This window comes from Pseudomonas sp. 1D4, assembly GCF_001728925.1.
GTDB lineage: Bacteria > Pseudomonadota > Gammaproteobacteria > Pseudomonadales > Pseudomonadaceae > Metapseudomonas > Metapseudomonas otitidis.
Map to the genome: position 1 here is coordinate 1 of NZ_LXJQ01000064.1, position 20,513 is coordinate 20,513.

General features: G+C 59.2%; 17 protein-coding genes. 13 read left to right on the plus strand and 4 right to left on the minus strand.

Translation table 11 applies throughout. The annotated features are described in order from the left end of the window. Nucleotides 1-205: 205 nt before the first annotated feature. The 3 genes from A7D27_RS23875 to A7D27_RS27500 all read left to right on the plus strand — a co-directional run bounded on the left by A7D27_RS23875 (nucleotide 206) and on the right by A7D27_RS27500 (nucleotide 4,479). Complete coding sequence (locus tag A7D27_RS23875) at nucleotides 206-1,612, plus strand: FAD-binding oxidoreductase (protein ID WP_069566304.1); 1,407 nt, start codon at nucleotides 206-208, stop codon at nucleotides 1,610-1,612. Between the two features lie 78 nt (nucleotides 1,613-1,690). Further along, complete coding sequence (locus A7D27_RS23880; RefSeq protein WP_069566305.1) at nucleotides 1,691-2,923, plus strand: aromatic amino acid transport family protein; 1,233 nt, start codon at nucleotides 1,691-1,693, stop codon at nucleotides 2,921-2,923. Between the two features lie 59 nt (nucleotides 2,924-2,982). Continuing rightward, nucleotides 2,983-4,479, plus strand: a complete 1,497-nt coding sequence (locus A7D27_RS27500; RefSeq protein ID WP_083265761.1) for a PucR family transcriptional regulator — start codon at nucleotides 2,983-2,985, stop codon at nucleotides 4,477-4,479. A gap of 635 nt (nucleotides 4,480-5,114) precedes the next feature. Here the strand turns inward: A7D27_RS27500 and A7D27_RS23890 are convergent. Continuing rightward, entirely contained in the window at nucleotides 5,115-5,360 is a 246-nt protein-coding gene (locus A7D27_RS23890) for a hypothetical protein (protein WP_069566306.1), read from the minus strand. 646 nt (nucleotides 5,361-6,006) lie between these two features. Between A7D27_RS23890 and A7D27_RS23895 the strand changes: the two genes are divergently transcribed. From A7D27_RS23895 to A7D27_RS23910, 4 genes are read left to right on the plus strand one after another with little or no spacing between them, the layout of a single operon-like run. Continuing rightward, on the plus strand, nucleotides 6,007-7,506 hold the full coding sequence (locus A7D27_RS23895; protein ID WP_083265763.1) for a DUF3375 domain-containing protein: 1,500 nt from the start codon (nucleotides 6,007-6,009) through the stop codon (nucleotides 7,504-7,506). A 2-nt stretch (nucleotides 7,507-7,508) separates the two neighbouring features. Further along, nucleotides 7,509-8,258 (plus strand): DUF4194 domain-containing protein, encoded by a 750-nt coding sequence (locus tag A7D27_RS23900; RefSeq protein ID WP_170832324.1) that lies wholly within the window; start codon nucleotides 7,509-7,511, stop codon nucleotides 8,256-8,258. Continuing rightward, nucleotides 8,255-11,560, plus strand: coding sequence for an ATP-binding protein (locus tag A7D27_RS23905; RefSeq protein WP_083265764.1), 3,306 nt, complete (start codon nucleotides 8,255-8,257; stop codon nucleotides 11,558-11,560). The genes A7D27_RS23900 and A7D27_RS23905 overlap by 4 nt, the downstream gene beginning before the upstream one ends. Then, nucleotides 11,511-12,689: a Wadjet anti-phage system protein JetD domain-containing protein gene (locus A7D27_RS23910; protein ID WP_240922977.1), complete on the plus strand. Its 1,179-nt coding sequence runs from the start codon at nucleotides 11,511-11,513 to the stop codon at nucleotides 12,687-12,689. Before A7D27_RS23905 ends, A7D27_RS23910 begins: the two co-directional genes overlap by 50 nt. A 201-nt stretch (nucleotides 12,690-12,890) precedes the next feature. Here the strand turns inward: A7D27_RS23910 and A7D27_RS23915 are convergent, their stop codons facing one another. Continuing rightward, the gene (locus A7D27_RS23915) at nucleotides 12,891-13,502 is read right to left on the minus strand and encodes a DUF6088 family protein (protein WP_069566308.1); all 612 of its coding nucleotides are present in this window, start codon (nucleotides 13,500-13,502) and stop codon (nucleotides 12,891-12,893) included. Nucleotides 13,503-13,949: 447 nt separating this feature from the next. Then, entirely contained in the window at nucleotides 13,950-14,366 is a 417-nt protein-coding gene (locus A7D27_RS23920; RefSeq protein WP_069566309.1) for a hypothetical protein, read from the minus strand. A gap of 120 nt (nucleotides 14,367-14,486) precedes the next feature. Between A7D27_RS23920 and A7D27_RS23925 the strand changes: the two genes are divergently transcribed. Both A7D27_RS23925 and A7D27_RS28435 read left to right on the plus strand, forming a co-directional pair. Next, nucleotides 14,487-15,458: a hypothetical protein gene (locus A7D27_RS23925; RefSeq protein WP_069566310.1), complete on the plus strand. Its 972-nt coding sequence runs from the start codon at nucleotides 14,487-14,489 to the stop codon at nucleotides 15,456-15,458. Then, nucleotides 15,455-15,628: a hypothetical protein gene (locus A7D27_RS28435; RefSeq protein ID WP_165678973.1), complete on the plus strand. Its 174-nt coding sequence runs from the start codon at nucleotides 15,455-15,457 to the stop codon at nucleotides 15,626-15,628. Before A7D27_RS23925 ends, A7D27_RS28435 begins: the two co-directional genes overlap by 4 nt. Before the next feature lie 217 nt (nucleotides 15,629-15,845). On the opposite strand, the gene A7D27_RS23930 is transcribed toward A7D27_RS28435, so the two are convergent. Continuing rightward, nucleotides 15,846-16,394, minus strand: a complete 549-nt coding sequence (locus tag A7D27_RS23930; protein WP_240922978.1) for a hypothetical protein — start codon at nucleotides 16,392-16,394, stop codon at nucleotides 15,846-15,848. Nucleotides 16,395-16,583: 189 nt separating this feature from the next. On the opposite strand from A7D27_RS23930, the gene A7D27_RS23935 reads away from it, so the two are divergent. The 4 genes from A7D27_RS23935 (at nucleotide 16,584) to A7D27_RS23950 (ending at nucleotide 20,475) form a co-directional block, all read left to right on the plus strand. Further along, a complete protein-coding gene (locus tag A7D27_RS23935; RefSeq protein ID WP_069566312.1) occupies nucleotides 16,584-16,901 on the plus strand; it encodes a hypothetical protein in 318 nt (105 codons plus the stop codon). Between the two features lie 88 nt (nucleotides 16,902-16,989). Continuing rightward, nucleotides 16,990-18,096: an endonuclease/exonuclease/phosphatase family protein gene (locus A7D27_RS23940; RefSeq protein ID WP_069566313.1), complete on the plus strand. Its 1,107-nt coding sequence runs from the start codon at nucleotides 16,990-16,992 to the stop codon at nucleotides 18,094-18,096. Between the two features lie 166 nt (nucleotides 18,097-18,262). Beyond that, on the plus strand, nucleotides 18,263-19,261 hold the full coding sequence (locus A7D27_RS23945) for an ATP-grasp domain-containing protein (RefSeq protein ID WP_069566314.1): 999 nt from the start codon (nucleotides 18,263-18,265) through the stop codon (nucleotides 19,259-19,261). A 74-nt stretch (nucleotides 19,262-19,335) separates the two neighbouring features. Continuing rightward, complete coding sequence (locus A7D27_RS23950; protein WP_069566315.1) at nucleotides 19,336-20,475, plus strand: trypsin-like peptidase domain-containing protein; 1,140 nt, start codon at nucleotides 19,336-19,338, stop codon at nucleotides 20,473-20,475. Nucleotides 20,476-20,513 lie beyond the last annotated feature (38 nt).

Sequence of the window (20,513 nt, forward strand, 5' to 3'; positions counted from 1 at the left end):
CGTGAAAGAAAAGTCTGCTTAAAATATTCCCAGTCCCGCTTCAAGTGTTTCCGACTCTCCTCCCTTTACGGCACACCCGTCTGGCCGCAGTGGCTTCATACCATCGAACAAACAGGGCGTGAAATTTCCTAAGAACGCCTGATTGTTACTTGGGCGCACCCCCTTGAGACTGGCTCGACTTACCCTTCGAGTCTGGTCCTTCGACATGAAGCTAACGATTACCCCTCCCCTCAAGGCCAGCTATTGGATGGAGTCCATCGAGCATGGCGGGAGCCCGGCCGCTCCTCTGACTGGCAAGCACAAGGTCGATGTCCTCATCATCGGTGGCGGCTTCGTCGGACTTTGGACAGCCCTTTCCATCAAGCAAATGGAGCCCCACGCGCGCGTCATGCTGCTCGAACAGGATGTCTGTGGCGGCGGTGCATCCGGACGCAACGGGGGATTCGTCATGTCTTGGTGGCCCAAGATCGGAACCCTCCTGAGCTTCTGCGACGCCAACCAGGCACGCTTCCTGGGTGAACAGGCCGAGCGTGCCATTTCCGAACTCGGGGAGTTCTGCGAGGAGCACCAGATCGACGCCCATTACCAGCAGGCAGGTTGGTTATGGACCGCCACCACTCCACGACACCTAGATACCTGGAATGCGACGCTGGTTGCCTGCGAACGGTTGGGTGTGAGCCCATTCGAGCGGATCGATGCCGATGAGGTGGCCCGGCGAACAGGCTCCCGCGTGCATCTGGCGGGGGTCTTCGAACGCAGCAACGCCACCGTTCAGCCGGCTCTGCTGGTAAGCGGAATGCGACGGGTAGCGCTGGCGAATGGTGTGGAGATCCATGAGCACACCGGAGTGACCGCCATCAGCCCCGGCGAGCCCGTGGAGGTGAGCACAGCCAGTGCCTGTATCCGAGCGGTCCGCGTCGTGCTTGCCACCAACGCCTGGGCAGCAGCATTGCCCGAACTCGCCGGTGCGATAGTGCCCGTCAACAGCTCCATCGTCGTCACCGAGGCGATTCCCCATCGACTGGCCGAGATCGGCTGGACCGGCGGCGAGGCCATTACCGACTCCCAGTTGATGGTTGACTACTACCGAACCACCCACGACGGTCGCATCGCATTCGGCAAGGGTACCGGAGCCCTCGCATATGGTTCACGGATTGACGCCACCTTCGACGATCACCCGCCCAGTCTTCGCCTCACCGAGGCCGATCTGCGCCGTACCTATCCCATGCTCAACGACGTCGGCATTACTCACCGCTGGTCCGGCCCGATCGACCGTACCTACGACAGCCTGCCCGTATTCGGCCGGCTCGCCGGGCATACCAACATCCACTACGGCATCGGCTGGAGCGGCAATGGCGTCGGCCCCAGCCGCCTCGGCGGCCGCATCCTCGCCAGCCTGGCCCTGGGGCGAGACGATGCCTGGAGTCGCTGCCCGCTGGTGGAGCGTCGCTGTCGCCGGTTCCCCCCTGAGCCCCTGCGCTACATCGGCGGTTCCCTGGTGCGCAATGCCGTTATGCGGAAGGAGCACGCAGAGCTGAAGGGGGATGAACCTGCCCGCCTCGATCGCTTCCTCGCCCGCTTCGCCCCCGCCGGCCTGGAGGATAAAGGCTGAAGGGCTGTATCCCGCAGCGTGCTGCACCCGAGAGGCCGCTTCACTCCCCCCTGATCCCAATAAAAGAGGACATAACAAATGGGTATCAACCAACGAATCGAAACGGAGTCCGGCCTCGAAGCCCATGCCCTGGGCTCGCTTGAGACCGTCGCCATCATCATCGGCACCAATATCGGCGCAGGCGTGCTTAGCATGGCCTACGCCGCCCGCAAGGTCGGCTACCTGCCGTTGCTCGCCTGCCTCGCCATCACCTGTTTCTTCTGCATCATCACCATGCTCTACGTCGCAGAAGCCTGCCTGCGCACGCGAGGCAACAATCAGCTCAGCGGCCTCGCGCGGCGCTACCTGGGCACGTTCGGAGGCTGGCTGATCTTTCTTGCTGTCGCCGCCAACAGCTATGGCGCACTGGTCGCCTACATGAGCGGCAGCGGCAACATCATGGCCGACTTCTTCGGCCAGTACGGCCTGACTCGCGAGATGGGCAGTCTCGTGTTCTTCCTCCCCTCCGTGCTGGTTCTCTACCTCGGTCTCAAGGCCCTTGGCATCGGAGAAAAGCTCATCAGTGCCGGCATGGTGCTGATCGTTTGCGTACTGATCGCGGCCACCCTTACTCATGCGGACACCCGCATCGCCTACCTGTGGCGGAGTGACTGGCAGTACGTCGTCCCGATCTTCAACCTCGCCGTATTCGTCTTTGGCGCTCAGTTCCTGGTGCCTGAACTGGTGCGCGGTAACCTCACGACGCCCAGGCGACTCCCACGGCTGATCATCATCGGCATGGTCCTCACCTTTATCCTGGTCGCCGCGATACCCGCGTCCGTGATCACCCTGGTCGGGCCCGAAAACCTCAGCGAAGTGGCCACGCTCAGTTGGGGCAGATCCCTGGGGCAGTGGGCCTACTACACCGCCAACACCTTCTCCTTGCTGGCCATGCTGACGTCCTACTGGGGACTGGGTGGCTGCCTGTTCACCAACTTCTTCGACCATTTCCGCCTGGGCAGCGAGCGCAACCGGCGCAAGCGTCTCCTCGTTCTCGCCCTGGTTTCCGTACCGCCTTTCCTGCTGGCCTACTCCGGTATCGGTGGCTTCGTCAACGCCCTCTATTTCGCTGGCACCTTCGGCGGGGTGTTGATGGGCATCATCCCGATCCTGCTGCTCAATGCCGCGCGCCGCTCCGGTGACCAGGCGCCGGCATTCACCTGCGGCTGGTATGCCCATCCCATGATCCAGATCGCGATCATCCTCATCTTCGCCGCGAGTGGCATCTACGCCATCGCCTCCGCACTCGGCATGTTGCCGGCCAGCTGGTGAGGTCCTAACCAGGGCCCCTGGCGATTACACTGGTCGCTCAACCCTGGAGCAATCTGGACATGCCCTTCACCCTGCGAGAGCTCCTCGCCCTACCGGCACTTCGCTCGCGACTGGTGAGCGGAGCTGCCGGTCTTGATCGACCCGTTCGCTGGGCCCACGTCTGCGAACTCCCCGATCCCACCGAATGGCTCGGGGAGGGAGACCTGCTCATGACTACAGGTCTCGGTATCCCCACCACTCCCTCGGAGCAGCGTCGCTACGTCCAACGACTCATGGAGGCCGGCCTGGCCGGCCTGATGATAGGAGAAGACATGCAGGCGCCACCTGACCTTGCAGCGCTGTGCGACGCCGCGGATCAGCTGGGCTTTCCGCTTGTCTTTACCGAGTACGGTGTCCCCTTTGCCGCAGTTACCCGGGCCATCGCCGATGCCGGACGCAGCATCGAGCGCGAACGGCACCTGGCGCTCCAGCGCATCTACGAAACCGCCCGGTTGAGCCTTGGTGGCCTCGGGCTGGCGCCACTCCTGGCCCGGCTGGAAAAGGACGTTGCAGCGGCACTTCACCTGATCGACAGCCGCACCCTGGCGCCTTGGGATGAAGCCTTGCCAGCCCTTGCCGAAAGCGCCCGACTGGCTATCAGGCAAACGCGCGCTGAGGGGCGCACGGGGCTCTTGCCCATGCTGCAGCGTTATCCCCATCCCGATGGCGAGATGCTGGGCATGGCCCTGCCGTCGGAGCCCGACTGCCTGTTGGTCGTCCGCGCCGGCGAGCTGCCCGACTACGCGCTGCTGCATCACCTGCTCGCGATTGTGGGAGTCGAACTCGAGCGCGTGCGTGTCGAGAGCGAGCGTCGGCTGCGCCTGGGTTCCGAACTTCTGGATGACCTGCTGAACGGGCGGGCAGCGCCCCATCAAGCCGAGCAGCGCCTGCAGGCCCTCATGCCAGGCTTGCCACTCACGGCGTTGCACCTGTGCATTGCTCGGATGCCCCTCGAAGGCGCTCCAGACAGGGAGGGCATTCTGCAGCGCTGGGGCCAGCACGGACTGCTGCGGATCCAGGGCCATGAGATCGTCCTGCTTCAACCCGCTGAACGGATTAGCGAACTACAGGCCGAGTTGGGCGCAGAGCTGGGAGCGAGCAATCCGGTGGACCGGCCCGAGCGATTTGCCGACGCGCTTTGCGAAGCACGTCTCGCACTTGCGCATGCCAGTCCCCGGCAGCCCCTGAGCCTCTACGCCACCCTGGGGCCGGGGGCGCCCTGGCTGCCCCGCTCCCTGAATGAAGCCGAGCGCACTGCGCGGCAGACGCTCGGGCCATTGCTGGAACAGGAGCGAGCCCAAGGTGCGCCGCTGCTGCACAGCCTGCAGGTCTTTCTGGAAGAGAACCGCTCCTGGCAGGCAACCGCCCGGCGCCTGCATATCCACAAGCAGACCCTGGTGTATCGCATGCGGCGTATCGAAGCGATCACGGGCCGTTCCCTGGACTGCACCGAAGACGTCACCGTCCTCTGGCTCGCCCTGCGGGCGGCCCGCTTCGCGGGGATCGGGCTGCCGTGACGGATGGGCAGGTGCCACTAGGGCGGCAGAAACACAAAGGCCCCCTGAATTTCTCCAGAGGGCCTTTCGTTGTCTGGCGCATCCGGCGGGATTCGAACCCACGACCCCCCTTCGGAGGGCAATGCGGTACAGGGATCTTGGTTGGCGGAAAGCGTTCAGAAATGCCTCTAAGTGCCGTACCGCAAGGGTTTCGTCTTTTACCGTGCCTTGCAGTTTAGGGCTAATAGCGACATCTGAGGGCGGTTAGCCTTGGCACAAAAAACGAAATCCAGAATATCGGTTTTTGACCACTAACCAGACCCTGACGCGTCCTACCGTCGTCTCATTGAGCCTGAGTCGGCTCGCGACCTGCAGCGAGCATCGTTGCTCAGTACGCTCAGTGGAGGTTAACAGATCGCTGGTACCTAGCGCTGCTCCGGCTCCATCAGCGCGTGGAATGCACGACTACAGTCGTGCTGCGTCTGAATTCGCAAAAACCTGCTTTTTGTCCTGGGCTGTTACATATGCGCAACCCAGGAATTTGGTTGGCCAAAAGCTATCGGCACGTGTCTAAGCATGAAGGACTCTGCTCTTGCAGGAGGCAATGGCAGAGTGGCAAGCACCGGGATTCACGGGCAGGAGGCTGGGTAGTCAGCTCACTCTTCCTTGGTGTTTATCTCGGCGGAGACCTTGCCAAACGACTCCCAGTGGCCAACCAGCTCATCCACGCGATCAGGAATGCGCGGTGACTTACTCAGCACCAGACAGCGGGTTGTACCCACATATTCCTCAAGGAGGTAGAGCGTGTCCCCAACGTCGACGCCCATTTCCTGGAGAACGTCGTCGGGTAGGCGAATAGCACCGTCGCCTTCCCAGTCCTCAATCACTACATGATTCCGCATCGTACCCCCAGGAAGCGGTTGAATGGGTATCCGCAGGGGGGAAGACAACGGCGAGCCGTTGTAAACGAGGTCCCGCGGCACGGGTCGACAGAATAGCAAAAAGCTCCTGGGCTCAGAGCGCTATAACGACGCCGCCCTTCATCTCTAGCCGCAGCTTCTGACATTTGAACTCGCCCCAGGCCTGCCAACTACCACCGCCGTTGTTGAACTGAAAATCCCGCAATACCACCGGGGAAATTCACTATCCCCATGCCGCACCCAGCTAATCCACCAGCAGCTCACTGATAGGTCATCGAGACTTCGCTCTATAGCCACCGTGGCTGCGCTGGCTTGCCGCAGGATGCCAGTGGCAGTCCCGCAAAAACCACTGAGCTGCCACATACGCTCACAGGGATCTCTTCACCGAACTAGCCAAATACACCCTCGTGACGACAGATCCCTCCGCCAAATCGCCAATATCCAGGGTGCGCCCCCGGAATAAATCGTTAAACCTCGACTGACCCGGCCTTTTACTCACTTTATTTCGAATGACGCAGCTCCTGCGGGCCATTAAACGAGGCCCACCCGCCAGGGCAAATACGTATCATGAGGCAGCGGGTTAGCTTCGTAAGCTCGCTCCCAGACAACTCTTGTCAATGTGGCCGTCATGGAAGAAAGCGCGCAACAGCGTTCAGAACGCTATGTATCTGCCCGCAGCCAGCACCCCGCGTGGCTTTTGCTCGCCTCGCGTCGTGCTCCGCTCGTTTTGGGTTGCCTGCGCACGCTGTTCGAACGGGCGCACGATGGGATCCCCATGGAGGATGCGCTACAAGCGCTGTCCGAAATGCTGGCTGCTTATGCCAGCCAGGAGCTTTACGAGATCGACCCGGATGCAACGCATCTCCAAGCAGGCCGTGAACTTCGTGAATGGATCAAGCGGCGCCTTGTCGTAGAGCGAGAGGGCCGTATCTACGCAACCGACGCGTTGGAGTCCGCCATCCAGTTCGTTGACTCGCTGGATAGTCGGATCATGACCTCCACGGCATCTCGCCTGTCGGTGGTCCAGCGCGAGATCGAAAACCTGGAAACGGGTCTGAACCCCAGCCCAACTGGCCGTATTGCCAGCCTGCGCCGCCGAATCCAGGATTTGGAGCACGAGCTAGCGCAGGTAGAAGCTGGCAACGTCATCGTGCTGGATGAAGCGCAGGCGATAGAGGGCATACGCGAGGTATATAACCTCGCCACCAGCCTGCGCGCGGACTTTCGACGAGTTGAAGACTCTTGGCGCGAGGCGGATCGCGCCCTTCGACACTTCATCATCAGCGAGCAGTCTCACCGTGGAGACATCGTCGATCGGTTATTGGATGGGCAAGATGCCCTACTCAACACGCCGGAAGGGCGTGTCTTTGAAAGCTTCCAGCAGCAACTGAGGCAGTCCGCTGAGCTGGAGGCCATGCGTGAGCGCTTGCGCACCATCCTTCGTCATCCAGCGGTTCCAAAGGCTCTGAATCGTCCCCAGCAACGTGAGCTGCGTTGGTTGGCGTTACGCCTGGTTCGGGAGTCGCAGGCTGTGCTCCAAGCGCGCGCCCGAAGCGAGCGTGATGTTCGCGGCTTCATGAAGACGGGGTTGGCCGCCGAGCATCATCGAGTCGGACAGTTACTTAACGACTTCTTCAATCTAGCGCTCAGCGTCGACTGGCAACGTCAGTCAGAGCGCCGTAAGCCTGTTCGTTTACCGCCGGTTGGCGTAGCCATTACCGGTGTCCCGGCAATCGAGCGTCTGCGCTTCAAGACCCTGGATGACGATGATACCGCCGAGCTGGATCTGAGCCAGAAACCTGCAGGGTTGGAGCAGATTGATGATGACTTCTGGGATGCCTTCGACGGTCTGGATCGTGAAGCGCTGATTCGTGACACCCTGGCTGTGCTGGTGGAGCAGGGTCGCCCTGTGAGTCTCGTGGAGCTTGCGTCTTTGCTTCCACCTGTTCACGACCTGGAAACCTTTGCGCTCTGGCTGGCGATGGCGCGCGAGGCCGGTATCGAGGTGCTGACAGAGGAACGTCAGCTCGTGGAGCTAGTTGACGAGGATGAGCAACGCTGGCGCTTCAATCTGCCTTATGTCGGACTCGACCACGAGGCACTCAAGGACATCGATTGGGAATTGTGAGCATGGCAGGGATCTTCGATCGAATTGCAGGCGCCTCTGGCGCCGACGAAACGGAGCTGACGGTGGAGCCCATGGCGCTGGATGACAGCGTGGATGATGAACAGCCTGTCATGAGCGCCGCTGTACAGGTCGATGAGCGCCGGACGCCGCAACGGGTACGTGAGGCCGTACAGGAAATGCTCAAGTACGGACTGCTGGAAGAAAGCCACAAGCCCAACCTGTATCGCTCAGCACTTTCCAGTATCGAGGCGGTCGACAGAATCCTGGAGCCGCTCGACCTGGCCATGGGAGTCGACGAGGTTCGGGGGCTGGTGTTTGTTATCGTTCGCCAGGGCGAGGTGGCTGAGGAGGATGACTGGTCGCACCCCCTCGTGCGTCGGCAAAGGCTGAATCTGGAGCAGTCTCTGCTGATAGCCATTCTGCGACAGCATTTCATCGCATACGAACAGGAAAGCGGTACGGGCGCCAGTCAGGCACTGGTAGCGGTTGATGAGTTGATTCCCCAACTGCAGGTTTACCTGGGAGAACTGGGCAGTGAGGCGAAGGAGCGCAATCGTATTATCACGCTGCTGGATCAGCTCAAGGGTCATGGTTTGGTGTCGGCTCTGGACGCCCATGATCGCGTCATCATCCGCCCCATCATTACCCACTTGGCCAACCCGGAGAACCTGCAGGCTTTGGTGGCATGGCTGCGCGAGCAGGTGGAGGGCGCGGCTACGCCGGCAGCCGGTGCTGAAGAGGACGAGGCGTGAAGCAAGCACTACTCTGGCGTGACAGCGAGACCTTCATCCTCAGCAGCATCGAACTCTATAACTGGGGCGGCTTTCAGGGTTATCACCGTGCCGAGATCGATCCTTCCGGCACCGCCGTGATCGGCCCGACGGGGAGCGGTAAAACGACGCTGGTGGACGCTCTGATGACCTTGCTGTGCGCCAACCCGCGCTACAACCTCGCCTCTACGGGCGGGCATGAAAGTGACCGCGATCTGGTGTCCTATGTGCGGGGCGTCACTGGCCCCGGAGACGGAGGTGTGGAGCAATCGCATATCGCGCGCCAGGGTAAGACGGTCACCGCCATTGCCGCCACGCTCGAGCGTGACGGTGCGCAGGTACGACTGGGCGCTGTGCTCTGGTTCGAGGGCACCAGCTCCTCGGCGTCCGATCTGAAAAAACTGTGGCTGTTGAGCGAGTCCCCCGAGCAGACGCTGGAGCATTGGCTCAGCCAGCATCACGCAGGCGGCATGCGGGCGCTGCGTCAGATGGAGAAGGATGGTACGGGGATCTGGCCGTATCCCAGCAAAAAAGCCTTCCTAGCCAGGCTGAGGGATTACTTCGAGGTCGGTGAAAACGCATTCACCTTGCTCAACCGCGCTGCCGGCCTGAAGCAGCTCAATAGCATTGACGAGATCTTTCGAGAGTTCGTGCTGGATGACCGCTCCGCCTTCGATCGGGCTGCCGAGGTCGCCAGCAGCTTCGATGATCTGACCGACATTCATCGAGAACTGGAAACCGCTAGAAAGCAGCAGCGTTCGTTGCAACCTGTCGCCGATGGCTGGGAGCGTTACCGGGTCTTGCAAGAACAATTGCAGGATAAACAGGCTCTCGAAGGCATTCTTCCGGTCTGGTTCGCCGAGCAGGGATATCGCCTGTGGTTAGCTGAAACCAACAGGCTTGAGAAGGAGCACAAACAGGCCGAACTGGATCAGGAGCAATGTAGGAGTCAGCTTGAGATCCAGAAGGGCGTGGTCGCTCAACATCGTCAGAGCTACCTGCGAGTAGGCGGCGCAGGGATAGACCAATTACGCGAGCGCATCGCTGATTGGGTCAGGGAGTGCGATAAGCGGAGCCTGAAAGCCGAGCAATACCAACGCTTGGCCAAGGGGCTTGGACTCGCGGATGAGTTATCGGCCGCTGCGCTCGAAGAAAATCAGCAGCAGATCGCGGCACGCCTGGAAATATTGGCCCAGCAAACTACAGGCGCGCGCCAGAAAGCGTTCGACGCAGGTCTCGTGCAGCAAGAGCTCAATGGCTGCCTGCAGAGCTTACAGCAGGAGCGTGCTGAGGTTGAGAGGCGGCCAGGCTCAAACCTGCCCGGGAATTTTCATGCTTTTCGAAGCGATCTGGCACAGGCGCTTGGTGTCGATGAGTCGGCCCTGCCTTTCGTTGCAGAGCTGGTGCAGGTCAAGCCCGAGGAGCTGGCCTGGCGGGGTGCCATCGAACGGGCAATCGGTAGCCACCGGCTGCGTATCCTAGTGCCGCAGGGTTCATCCCAGGCCGCACTGCGCTGGGTGAACCAACGGCACAACCGCTTGCATGTGCGTTTGTTGGAGGTCAAGGAGTCGTCGTCGCGCCCTGTGTTCTTCGACGATGGGTTTACCCGCAAACTGACCTTCAAGGAGCATCCGTACCGAGAAGCTGTGAAGGCTCTACTGGCGGATAATGACCGCCACTGCGTAGAAAGCCCGGAGCAATTGCGTCATACCCCTCACGCCATGACAGCTCAGGGGCTGATGTCGGGCAAAGAACGCTTCTTCGACAAGCAGGATCAGAAGCGCCTGGATGAAGACTGGCTGACCGGCTTCGACAACCGCGATCGTCTGGCCTTCCTGACTGAGCAGATTCGCGAGGTCAATGAACAGCTCGTGCCCGCCAAACTGGCACTGGATGCTGCCCAGGGCGATGTCGATCAGTTAGAGAGTCAAGCTTCGCTGCTGCAACGCGTCGAAGAACTGCAGTTCGAGGAGATTGATCGGCCGGGCGCCGAGCTCCAGCTGGCGTCGCTGCGTGCTCAGATGGACACCTTGACGCGCCCCGATTCTGACCTTGCCATGATCAAGGCCGAGCTGGATGAAGCTGAGGCCCTGCAGGAGTCGCTGGATCAACAGCTGCAACAACGGATCAAGCAGTGCGTTCAGTTGAAAACTCAGTTTGACCAGGCCGCATCCGCTACCCGTAGGACCTATCACGGTGCCGAGAAGGGGCTGAGCGACACGCAGCGTGAACTGGCGCAAATGCATTTCCCGACCCTGACGGCAGATGACCTCGACGATATTGTCGAGCTGGAACGCAAGCATACGCGTGAGCTTCAAGGGCAGCTTAAAACGCTCAGCGAGAAACTGGGCGACCAGAAAACAGAGCTTGCCAAACGTATGTCCGACGCCCTGAAGGTAGACACCGGGGCGCTTGCCGAGGTCGGGCGAGAACTGGTGGATGTACCCAGGTATCTGGAGCGTCTCCGTGTGCTGACCGAGGAAGCCCTGCCTGAGAAACTCAAGCGCTTCCTGGAATACCTCAATCGCTCCTCGGATGACGGCGTCACCCAGCTGCTCAGCTATATCGACCATGAGGTCTCGATGATCGAGGAGCGCCTGGATGACCTGAACAGTACGATGCAGCGTGTCGACTTTCAGCCCGGACGCTATCTGCGCCTGGTGGCGAAAAAGGTCATCCATGAAAGCCTGCGCACCTTGCAACAGGCTCAGCGCCAACTGAACTCGGCGCGCTTCAACGATGATGAAGGCGAGAGCCATTACAAGGCATTGCAGGCGCTCGTTGGCCTGCTCAAGGATGCCTGCGAACACAGCAGGAATCAGGGCGCCAAGGCGCTTCTGGATCCGCGCTTCCGCCTGGAGTTCGCGGTATCGGTGATCGATCGGGAAGGCAATAATCTCATCGAAACCCGGACAGGTTCTCAGGGCGGCAGCGGTGGAGAGAAGGAGATCATAGCCTCCTATGTACTGACCGCTTCCCTGAGCTATGCGCTCTGTCCCGATGGCAGCAGCCGGCCGTTGTTCGGCACCATTGTGCTCGACGAGGCGTTCTCGCGCAGCTCCCATGCGGTTGCCGGTCGGATCATCGCGGCGCTGAGGGAATTCGGCCTGCACGCTGTTTTCATCACGCCCAACAAAGAAATGCGCCTACTGCGCCACCATACGCGTTCGGCCGTCGTCGTTCACCGGCGCGGCGTGGAATCCAGTTTGGTCTCCCTGAGCTGGGAAGCGCTGGATGAGCATCATCAACAGCGCATCAAGGCCATGCATGAAGTCGCCCACTGACATCGGCCGCAACCTGGCCAGGCAATGGCAGCGCTCCAGCGTGCGCTTGGAGCGCTTGCTCAATCCCGGTAGCTGGCCGCAAAGCCTCAACATCGGTAAGCCTTCGGCACGTCTATTCACTGATAACATCCAGGCGGTGCTTCGGCATGTGGAGAACTGGCGGAGCGTGAACGTGGGTAAGGTCGACTGGGAACCTGTCAGCTACCGAGCAGGGCTGGCCCCCATTTCCTTGCCGATGCGTTGGCATTTGCGTAGCCCCTCCGAATGGATTGCCGCGAGCGATGATCCAAGGGTCAGCCAGGAATATGCTCAACTCGAGTATTTGGTCGAGCAGGTAGACAGTGCCTTTCATGCGCTGCTGGTGGCACAACGGAGCTTATGGTTGACGAAGACGCCTGAAGAAGTCGTCGCCACGGCGCAACTCGCTACTCAATTAGCTCCGGGCTGCGCTCAAGGCCGCCCATTGCGTCTGCTTGCAGAGCACGGAGTGGACACCAAGTTTTTTGAGCGAAACGCTACCTTGCTGACGAAGCTCCTCGATGAGCGCTTCGAAGGTGCTGCGTCGGAGCAAGGCCTGACGACCTTTCTGGATGCCTTTGAAGAAAGCAGTCATTGGGTTCTAGTCGTTCCTCTTCAGCCTGGGCTGCTGCCCTTCAAACGGCTCAGGCTGACAACTTCGGAACTGGCCGAAACCCCACTTCCCGGTTCGCGATTGCTCGTAGTGGAAAATGAGCAATGTGTTCACCTGCTACCCGAAACGTTGCCGGACACCTTAGCTGTGCTGGGGGCAGGACTCGATTTGCAGTGGTTGGCGTCTGCGCATCTGGCCGGGAAACAGATTGGTTACTGGGGCGATATGGATACCTGGGGCTTGTTGATGCTGGCGCGAGCGAGATTGCATCAACCTGCAGTCGAAGCACTCCTAATGGAGCAGGAGCTGTTTGAACAGCACTCACAGGGGAACACAGTCGTCGAGCCGGCAAAAGCTCTGGAGTCGGCTCCCCCTGGTTTGCTGGCTGACGAGGCTGATTTCTATCGGTATCTGCTGGTGCACGAGCGGGGGCGCCTTGAGCAGGAGTATCTTCCGAAGGCTCAGGTGGAGTTGGCCATAAGAGAGTGGGCCAGATGATTCATGATTTTATTTGACGAGTGGATCGTTTACCATGATCAGCTTGCGATGCCGAAACAGCCCCTATTCTCTGCGCGCGTTTCTGGCTTTTGCCTTCAGAGATTTCTGCTCTTAATGCTCCCCAGGCTGTGCTCAATGTTCGCTAGGTGGTAGTGGGAACAGGCTAACTGGCGCCATGTGGTGAGGGACACAGCTTATTCGTCATCGCTCAGTTGTCGCTGTTCGTTCGGCAGCAAGGACCAGAGCTGACCGCATCCAGCCAGGCATTCGGCAGGCTTTGAGTTTGATGAGTTCTTCACCGCTCAGGGAATTGGTGATCTTGCAGACCACTTGGGCGGATAGCCCCTCCTTTCCAATGTAGTGGAGAGCGGAAAGCGCCAGTCCCACGTTCGTCCCTGCATGCTGCAAGCGATCCCTTGAGACATGTTGAAGGCGAACCACTGCGTTGCCAACCTTGAGTTCTCGAGTCGAGCCGCTGGTGTAGAAGGTCGGCCGCATCTGCATCTGGGTGCTGAGACCGAGCCTACGGACAGCCTCAGAGCCGTGAATCTGGATCGTTTCCCCGTTCGACTTCGCGATGACGCGCATCACAGTGGTTGGGCTGGGGCGGACATTCTTGCCGACGTACTGGTTGAACTTCGGACGCATGTAGACGCCGCGAACCACGCGCTCCAGCCGGCCTGACTGCACCAGCCTGGAGAGCGCTTTGTCGATTGATGCACGGGAGCCGACCTGCGCGAAGACTGCGCGGGAAAAGGGCCTGCCCTTCTGCATAAATTTGATTCGGTTCGCGATGACTACTGCGACGGACATGAGAATTATCAGGAATCAGGTTTTGTGACTGTCGAGGCTACTATAAGCCGCACTAGGCAGGGTCTCCAGCATAGGGAAAGTTGTATCGAGAATAGACTCCGCCTTACAAGCGAACGAGATGCCAAAACGAGGATGCAGGGATTACTCCACATAGCAGTGTGGCATCCATTCTCTTTTCTGGTGGGTAACATTTAAACTGCTGTAGCCCTTGACGTCCAAGCCGCACAGGGAATTCCGGGGCGTACGCCGGATTCCGGTGCCCCAGAACCATCGCGCTGGATCGCCTGGTGGCCTCAGGTGCCCTGTAAGTCCCGAAACCCGAGGCGCTCAGGAAATTCCGGTGTCCGTGGGGATTCGTGACGTACAGCGGATTCCGGTGCTTGAGGTTCGCACCTCTGGATCGCCTGGTGGCCTCAAGTGCTCTGTAGGTCCCGAAATCCGTGGCGCTCAGGAAACTCCGGTGTCCCGCGGGGATTCGTGGCGTACACCGGATTCCCGTGCTTGAGGTCCGTCAAACTGGGTAGACCGCTGTATATCATGCGCGATTTGGCTCGGGGGTTTGTCCTGAAGCGCCAGCAACGCCACACGAAGATTGGGCTGAAGCTGTGCGTGGAAGTACCAGCGGCCCAGTTCGGATTCGGCGTGGCCTCGATAGATCCCACAGAGGGCCACCATCAAGGTCTGGATGATGGGGTTGCTACTTACGTAGTGAACGAAAACTGATCCGCTCGGTTGCTGAGCCACGTCGATGGCCTCATCCAAGATGTGCAAGCGTTGGTTCCATGGAGCAGCTGGGCGCAGATCCATGAAGGCATCAAAGCGCGGTTTTTGCGACGGTTTGTCCAGCCTATTGTGATCGTTCATGGGGGACTCATGTAGATGGTTTGGGCCTTCAATCTGTGGCGACCACCGCACGGAAAGGAGTCATAAAGGGGGTAGAAACGGTTGCCTGCCGTTATCCTAGGGCTTTCAAGGACCCAAGAAATGGAGGTTCGAGCCTTGGATTTGCTGACTGAGCTGGACGCTGTCAAACAGGGATTGGAGGCGGCGCCATCCGACGGAAAGGCCGCGGAAGTCGTCTTATTCCTTGTCAGGGAGACGCTTGATGCGCTTCGGCGTGGTCTGGAGAGTGCTGATTTCGAACGTCGGCAGATTGTCTACGGGTGCCTGCCCGGCAGCAAAGCCGAGGAGGCTAATCCCAAATCCTGGGTACCGCACATTAGCCAGCTGCGGCGGGTGCTGGCGGCTCATTCCGAGCGAGTCGAATTGCTCTTTATGAACCGTGGTGGGCGAGGTAACGCGGGTACCTATCGCCTTCAGTTGCTGAGACCGATCAGTGAAGAAGCTGTGGCGCCAGCGGACGGGGTACCGGTCTTGTCGATCCGTTATGTTCGTTCGTCAATCAACGGCATCAAACCGTTTTTTCTCGTCCGTCTCTTCCTTAATAAAGAGCTCAAGAACCGCAGCTGGCGCGGTTTAGCATTCTTGTTTGGCGTCATCTTTCTCGGCGCGCTGGTCACTGCGGCGGTACCGTTATTGCTTCTGCTGTCGTTGGTGTATGGCAGCCCCACGATCGAGTTGAAACAGATTGTGAGCCTCGCCTTTCTATTTGTCGTTTCTTGGCTGGTATGGCGCCAGGTGTATCAGCCCTTTTTTCAACTGATCGACGACCGTGTGGTGAAGGCTCCGGCTTGGGTCGTTGGAGTGATGGAAGACTCGTGCGAGTTGGAAATGCATCGGAAGGAGGATGGGCAATGGACTCGCCTGGTGCGCTTTAAGGCTGAATGTGCGTTGTGTGGAGGAGCTGTTGAGCTCAGGTCCGGTCGGCCCGATCATCGATATCCTTTGGTGGGGCGTTGCGGCAATAGTCCGCATGCCCACGTCTATTCCTTTGACCGTATGTTGTTGTGTGGAACCTACCTGGGGCCACCGCTCGCAGGGGAGGCGAACCAGTGAGCCGTCCTGAAATCATGGAACTGCTCGGCCAGGCAAAAATCCTGATACAGCGCTACGGTGCGCTAACGAACAAGCCACTGGGCATAACTGGCGAAGTGGCCGAGTTTGAAGCGACCCGCCTGCTGAGCCTGGACAATCAAAGCACTGTTAATGGAACAGATGCTGTTTGACCAGCATTCATCGGGAAGTGCGATCGCCGCGCCAGCTAAAGCACAGGACTCGGCCCCCGACATTTTGTTAGCTGATGAGGCTGTTTTCTATCGGTATCTGTTAATGCAAGAGCGGGGCGTCTTGAGCAGAAGTATCTGCCACGCGGGCAGGTCGAGCTGGCCATTAGTAAGAGGTTTAGGTGAGAGCCAGTAGATCACCCACATGGCGGCACAGGATTCAGCTGCAATCCTGCCGACTTACTTGGATGGAGGTAATCAGTTGGCCATCCCTCCCCACGTAGTTGTAGCGATAGGTACCGCCCATTTCCATGAATGGCCTCACCATGCTTGGCGTCGAGCACACTTTCGCGATGATCCCAGGAGCTAGCGCTCTCTTCGCTGCGGCTGGGTCCATGTCTTGTGAGGTGTACTTGTTGAGCCGGTACCAGTAGCCCCACTCTCTGCCACTGCCCGTGACATCGTAGAACTGCGTCTCAGTATCCACCATCTTTGGCAGGTCTTGCTTCGCGCGAGGCACCCCGCGGGCGAACACCTCTCGGAAGAAGTCTTCCTCCGTCATGCCCTTGGTGGCCAGTGCCTGTCGGACTGCCTCGGCGGAAACCTCGCCGGCTAAAGTTCCACCGGCACTGCCAGCGGCGGAGCCGAGTACTTGCCCGAGCTTTCCTGCGCTTGCGCTGCCTGGCACAGCGAGCATCACGCTCAAAACTGCGCAGGATGTCAACCCGCTCACCTGCGAAACTCGGCCTACTCCATTGATTCTGACCATCCACGCTGGCATCCAGTTTCGCCCCTGTGCAGTTGTGAGATTTGCCCCACGATTCGTTTTCACTCCCAAGTGTAGGTGTGCACAGCTGATACCCGCAGAGGAGAGATTGCAGTGCAGCCCCTTTTTCCCGCACCATTCAGCGGTATCACTTAGCTAGTACGAACGTCTCTCAGGGATCGAACTTCGAATATGGATCACGCTCCGGCTTCAGCTCTCACGCAATACTCGCAAACCTCCCAGTACATCCCGGCCCCCACCGCTTCTGTCGCCGAACTCAAGGCCAGGCGGTTCAAAGTAGATGCAATCTCGTTCGGCCTCGTTTTTGTTTCAATCGGATGTGGCTACATTGGCTATCAAGCCGCACCGCAGCTGGTCCAGCTGCTCGGCCTGTTGGGCATGATCGCCGCCGCGTTTTCCTCGGCTTACCTAGTTGATACAGGACACGTGCTCACAAAACACATCCGGGCCGCACAAGATCTGGAGCTTGGAAGTGTAAAGGTCAGCTAAATAGAAATCCGATAAGCCTTGATAACTCTATGACGCGACGTCTGGCTTCCGTCAGCATTTCAGGAGCCTTCTCGAATGGATTTGTGCTGTGACAGGGCTTTTCGGTATTGGGCTTTTCTTCGCCGCAGTGTTGGCAAGCACAATCGTTTCTGCTGCCGATCTAACGATTATGTCTTGGAACGCGAAGCGCCTTGGCCAGAGCAACGAACAGAGCGTAGCCGCGCTGGCCACCGTCGCCGGGAGGGCTGACCTTTTGGCTGTTCAGGAGGTAATGACTGAGGCAGGTCTGACCAAGCTAGAGGCGGCGCTCGAGAAGCAGACCGGCGAACAGTGGTCCTCGCTAGCTAGCCATCTTCTTGGCTCCCGGTCCTACAAAGAGATATACGCCTTCTTGATGCGCGACAGCGCCGTGGCCTACGAAGATGGCGCAGTAGTCTACATGGATCGGGGCGATCGCTTCATCCGTGAACCCTTCTCAGCCCGCTTCAAGTCCAAGCGTGACGGCTCGGTGTTCGCCGCCGCCACAGTGCATATCCTGTATGGAAACGGCCCTCAGGATCGAGAGCCGGAAATTCAGGCGCTGGCCACCTATTGGTCCTGGTTGGAGGACGCTTACTCGGACACCCCCGTGATGCTGATGGGCGACTTCAATACACCCCCCAGCGACCCTGCGTTCCGAAGACTATCCCAGTACGCAGTCCCACTTATCACTGAGGGAGCAACCACGCTTTCATCCCGCGACGGCCTGTACATCAATCTCTACGACAACATCTGGGTGTCTTCGAAGACGTCGTTTCAGTTGACTTCGGCCGGAATCATGGATTACCCGCGCATAATCGGCTGGTCAAACGAAAAAAGCCGGAAGCATGTAAGTGACCATGTCCCCGTATTCGTGACGCTTGGCAATGCCAAGCTGGAGCAAGGTGCTCCGGTGGTTCACCCTGAAGCTGCGCGGGGCAAACCTCAGGCAAAGAGGACGGCGCAGATGTTCCCTATCGCGTCGAAGACCGAAACGGCCCTCTCTGGCCGTTCGGTGGCCGGTGCTGGGAGTGTGCGAGCAAACTCCAGCTCTCGCCTGTATCACCGGATCGAATGCCCCAGCTACGAAAATATCTCGCCGAAGAATCGCATTGAGTTTGCAAGCGGCGTAGAAGCTGAAAAGGCCGGCTACCGGTTGGCAGGTAATTGCCGATGAACGATCTATAGGCTGGCCCTGAGGTCGGCCTGTTCGACAAAGCTGGCTCTCTCGATACTTTTTAAAGTGCGCCCTTTACGCGTTATCGTCCCCTCCACCGTTCAAACTGCAGCCTTGGGGTTGAAATGAACCCGGCGGCTGAATACCTATTATTGAGGACAACATTGTGATCTGGTTTCTTGAGGGCCAATCCAGCCAACGCGACGTCATTCTTGGCGCTCGTGAGGCGCTTCCAGTGGGGGTGAGAATCTTCGCGTCCCATCGTCAGGACCGACCGGAAATCACTGGGCTCGCGGATGTCAGCTTCCAGGAGCCGGTGGAGAACCAGGAGCGTATAGAATGGGCTCTCGATACGGCCAAAACCCGTGGTATCAAGGTCATCCTGGCTGGTCGGGTTGGGAGCGTCTTCGAGTCACAACGCTCGCGCTTCGAGGCGGAGGGCATCGTGCTCGTCACCGGTGGGACATCCCTGCACACTTTCGAACTTGTCGATGACAAGACCAAATTTACCGCTGAAGCTGAGCGAGTTGGTCTGGCATGTATCCCGGCAATCACTGCGACCAGTGCACAAGAGTTGGTTACAGCCTACGAGACCTTAAAGGCCCAAGGCGAGGTTTGCGTGAAGCCTGCCGTTGGCATCTATGGCCAGGGTTTCTGGCGCTTCAAGGCGGATGTTGATCCGTTCCGCTGCTTCGCGAACCCAGATTCCCGCGAGGTCAATTTCGACACGTATCTCCAGGCCTACTGCGTCGGCGCGGATCGACCGGCGATGCTGGTCATGCCCTATTTGCCCGGAAGTGAGTGCTCAATCGACATGGTTTGCGAAGCAGGGCGGCCGGTTGCCTATGTAGGCCGGCGAAAACAGGGGCTGCATCAGACCTTCGAGAGAGACTCCGCCGCGGTGGAGCTGGCCTTGAAAGCAGCCGAGCACTTCAAATGTGATGGCCTGATCAACGTCCAGACCAGAGACGACGAAAAAGGAACACCACACCTACTTGAGATCAATCCGCGCTATTCCGGGGGTATCGGATACACCCGCGAGACGGGTATCAACCTGCCCGGCATATTCGCGACTCGCCGACTGGGCCTTCCCGAACCCGATGCCGTTTGGCGGCCAGATGTGCGGGTCAAGGCCATCACCATTGCGGTCCCTGTGGCGAACTGATATCTAATTTGTATCTATATTGATACCATTTTGCCTCGGTTTGCTGGGGGCATTTTTCAAGGAGTGATGCAGGGATGATGGTGCTGGCGCCTGGCGCAAACACCGCATTGGGAGCCGCAGAGTGCTCTTGGACGTTGGAATGCGGTAATACCTCGGCATTTGGGGAGTACGCTGCCGTAGCCCTCCTCCCAGTGGACGACAAACGTCAACCCAAGGGGGAAGCTGCTCTGTTCCAGGTGTCTCAGACTTGGATGGAGTGGAATGGGAACCAGGACAAGATCGGCTGTAACATGCACTTGTCCCAGCTGCCGGTCGGCTCTGACCGGGTGCTCCTTGTCGTCTACGCCTTCTCTGCAGTTGGACCGGTGAGTGAGCTCCGGTCTCTCCGCCTCCAAGTCGACGGTCAAATTGAGTTCAGCCTAAATCTCATCGATAACGGCGAGTCGGCCATCATCATCGGTGAGTTCTACTGTCGCAATCAGCAATGGAAGTTCCGCGCCCTGGCCGAAGGCTCTGCCTACGGCTTGGCAGCTCTCGGCCGGCGGATTGGCCTGAGCATCGACGATGCCCATCCGCATCGGCAACCTAGTCACTCCGACTCGAATCGCGGTAGCTCTGGTGCCACGGGGACCGGCTTCGCCGTGACCACGACCCACATCCTTACCTGCGCGCATGTCATTGAAGACATGCACGAAATCCACATCGCTTCGTTCGAGGGGCGGCACCGGGCTGAACCAGTAGTCGTGGACCAACGAAATGACCTGGCGCTTCTCCGCGTGCAAGGTGCGCCTGCTTTCAAGCCGGTCGCTTTCCGGGATGGGATTGGATGCGACCTCGGCGAAACCGTCGTGGCCCTCGGGTTCCCCCTTGCTGGCCTAGCCGGCGGTGGAGTGCACGTCACCCAAGGTGGCGTTTCTGCACTGTTCGGCCTGCACAACGACGCCAGTCTGCTCCAGTTCACCGCTCCAATTCAGCCTGGATCAAGCGGTAGCCCGCTCTTTGACTCAACTGGATCTGTTGTTGGGATGGTGACCTCTACGGTTCCGGATGCGCAAAACATGAACTTCGCGGTCAAGGCAGGCCTGGCCCTGGCATTTCTTGATGCTTGCGGAGTTGGGGCATCCCGGGCCCCAACAGGAAAGACCTTCACCACGGCGCAAATGGCCCGTGAAGCCCAACAATCGCTATGGAAAATTGAGGCGCGCAATCCATAGAGTCACCTTGACTTTAGACCCCGGGAAGAGGCGTTAGG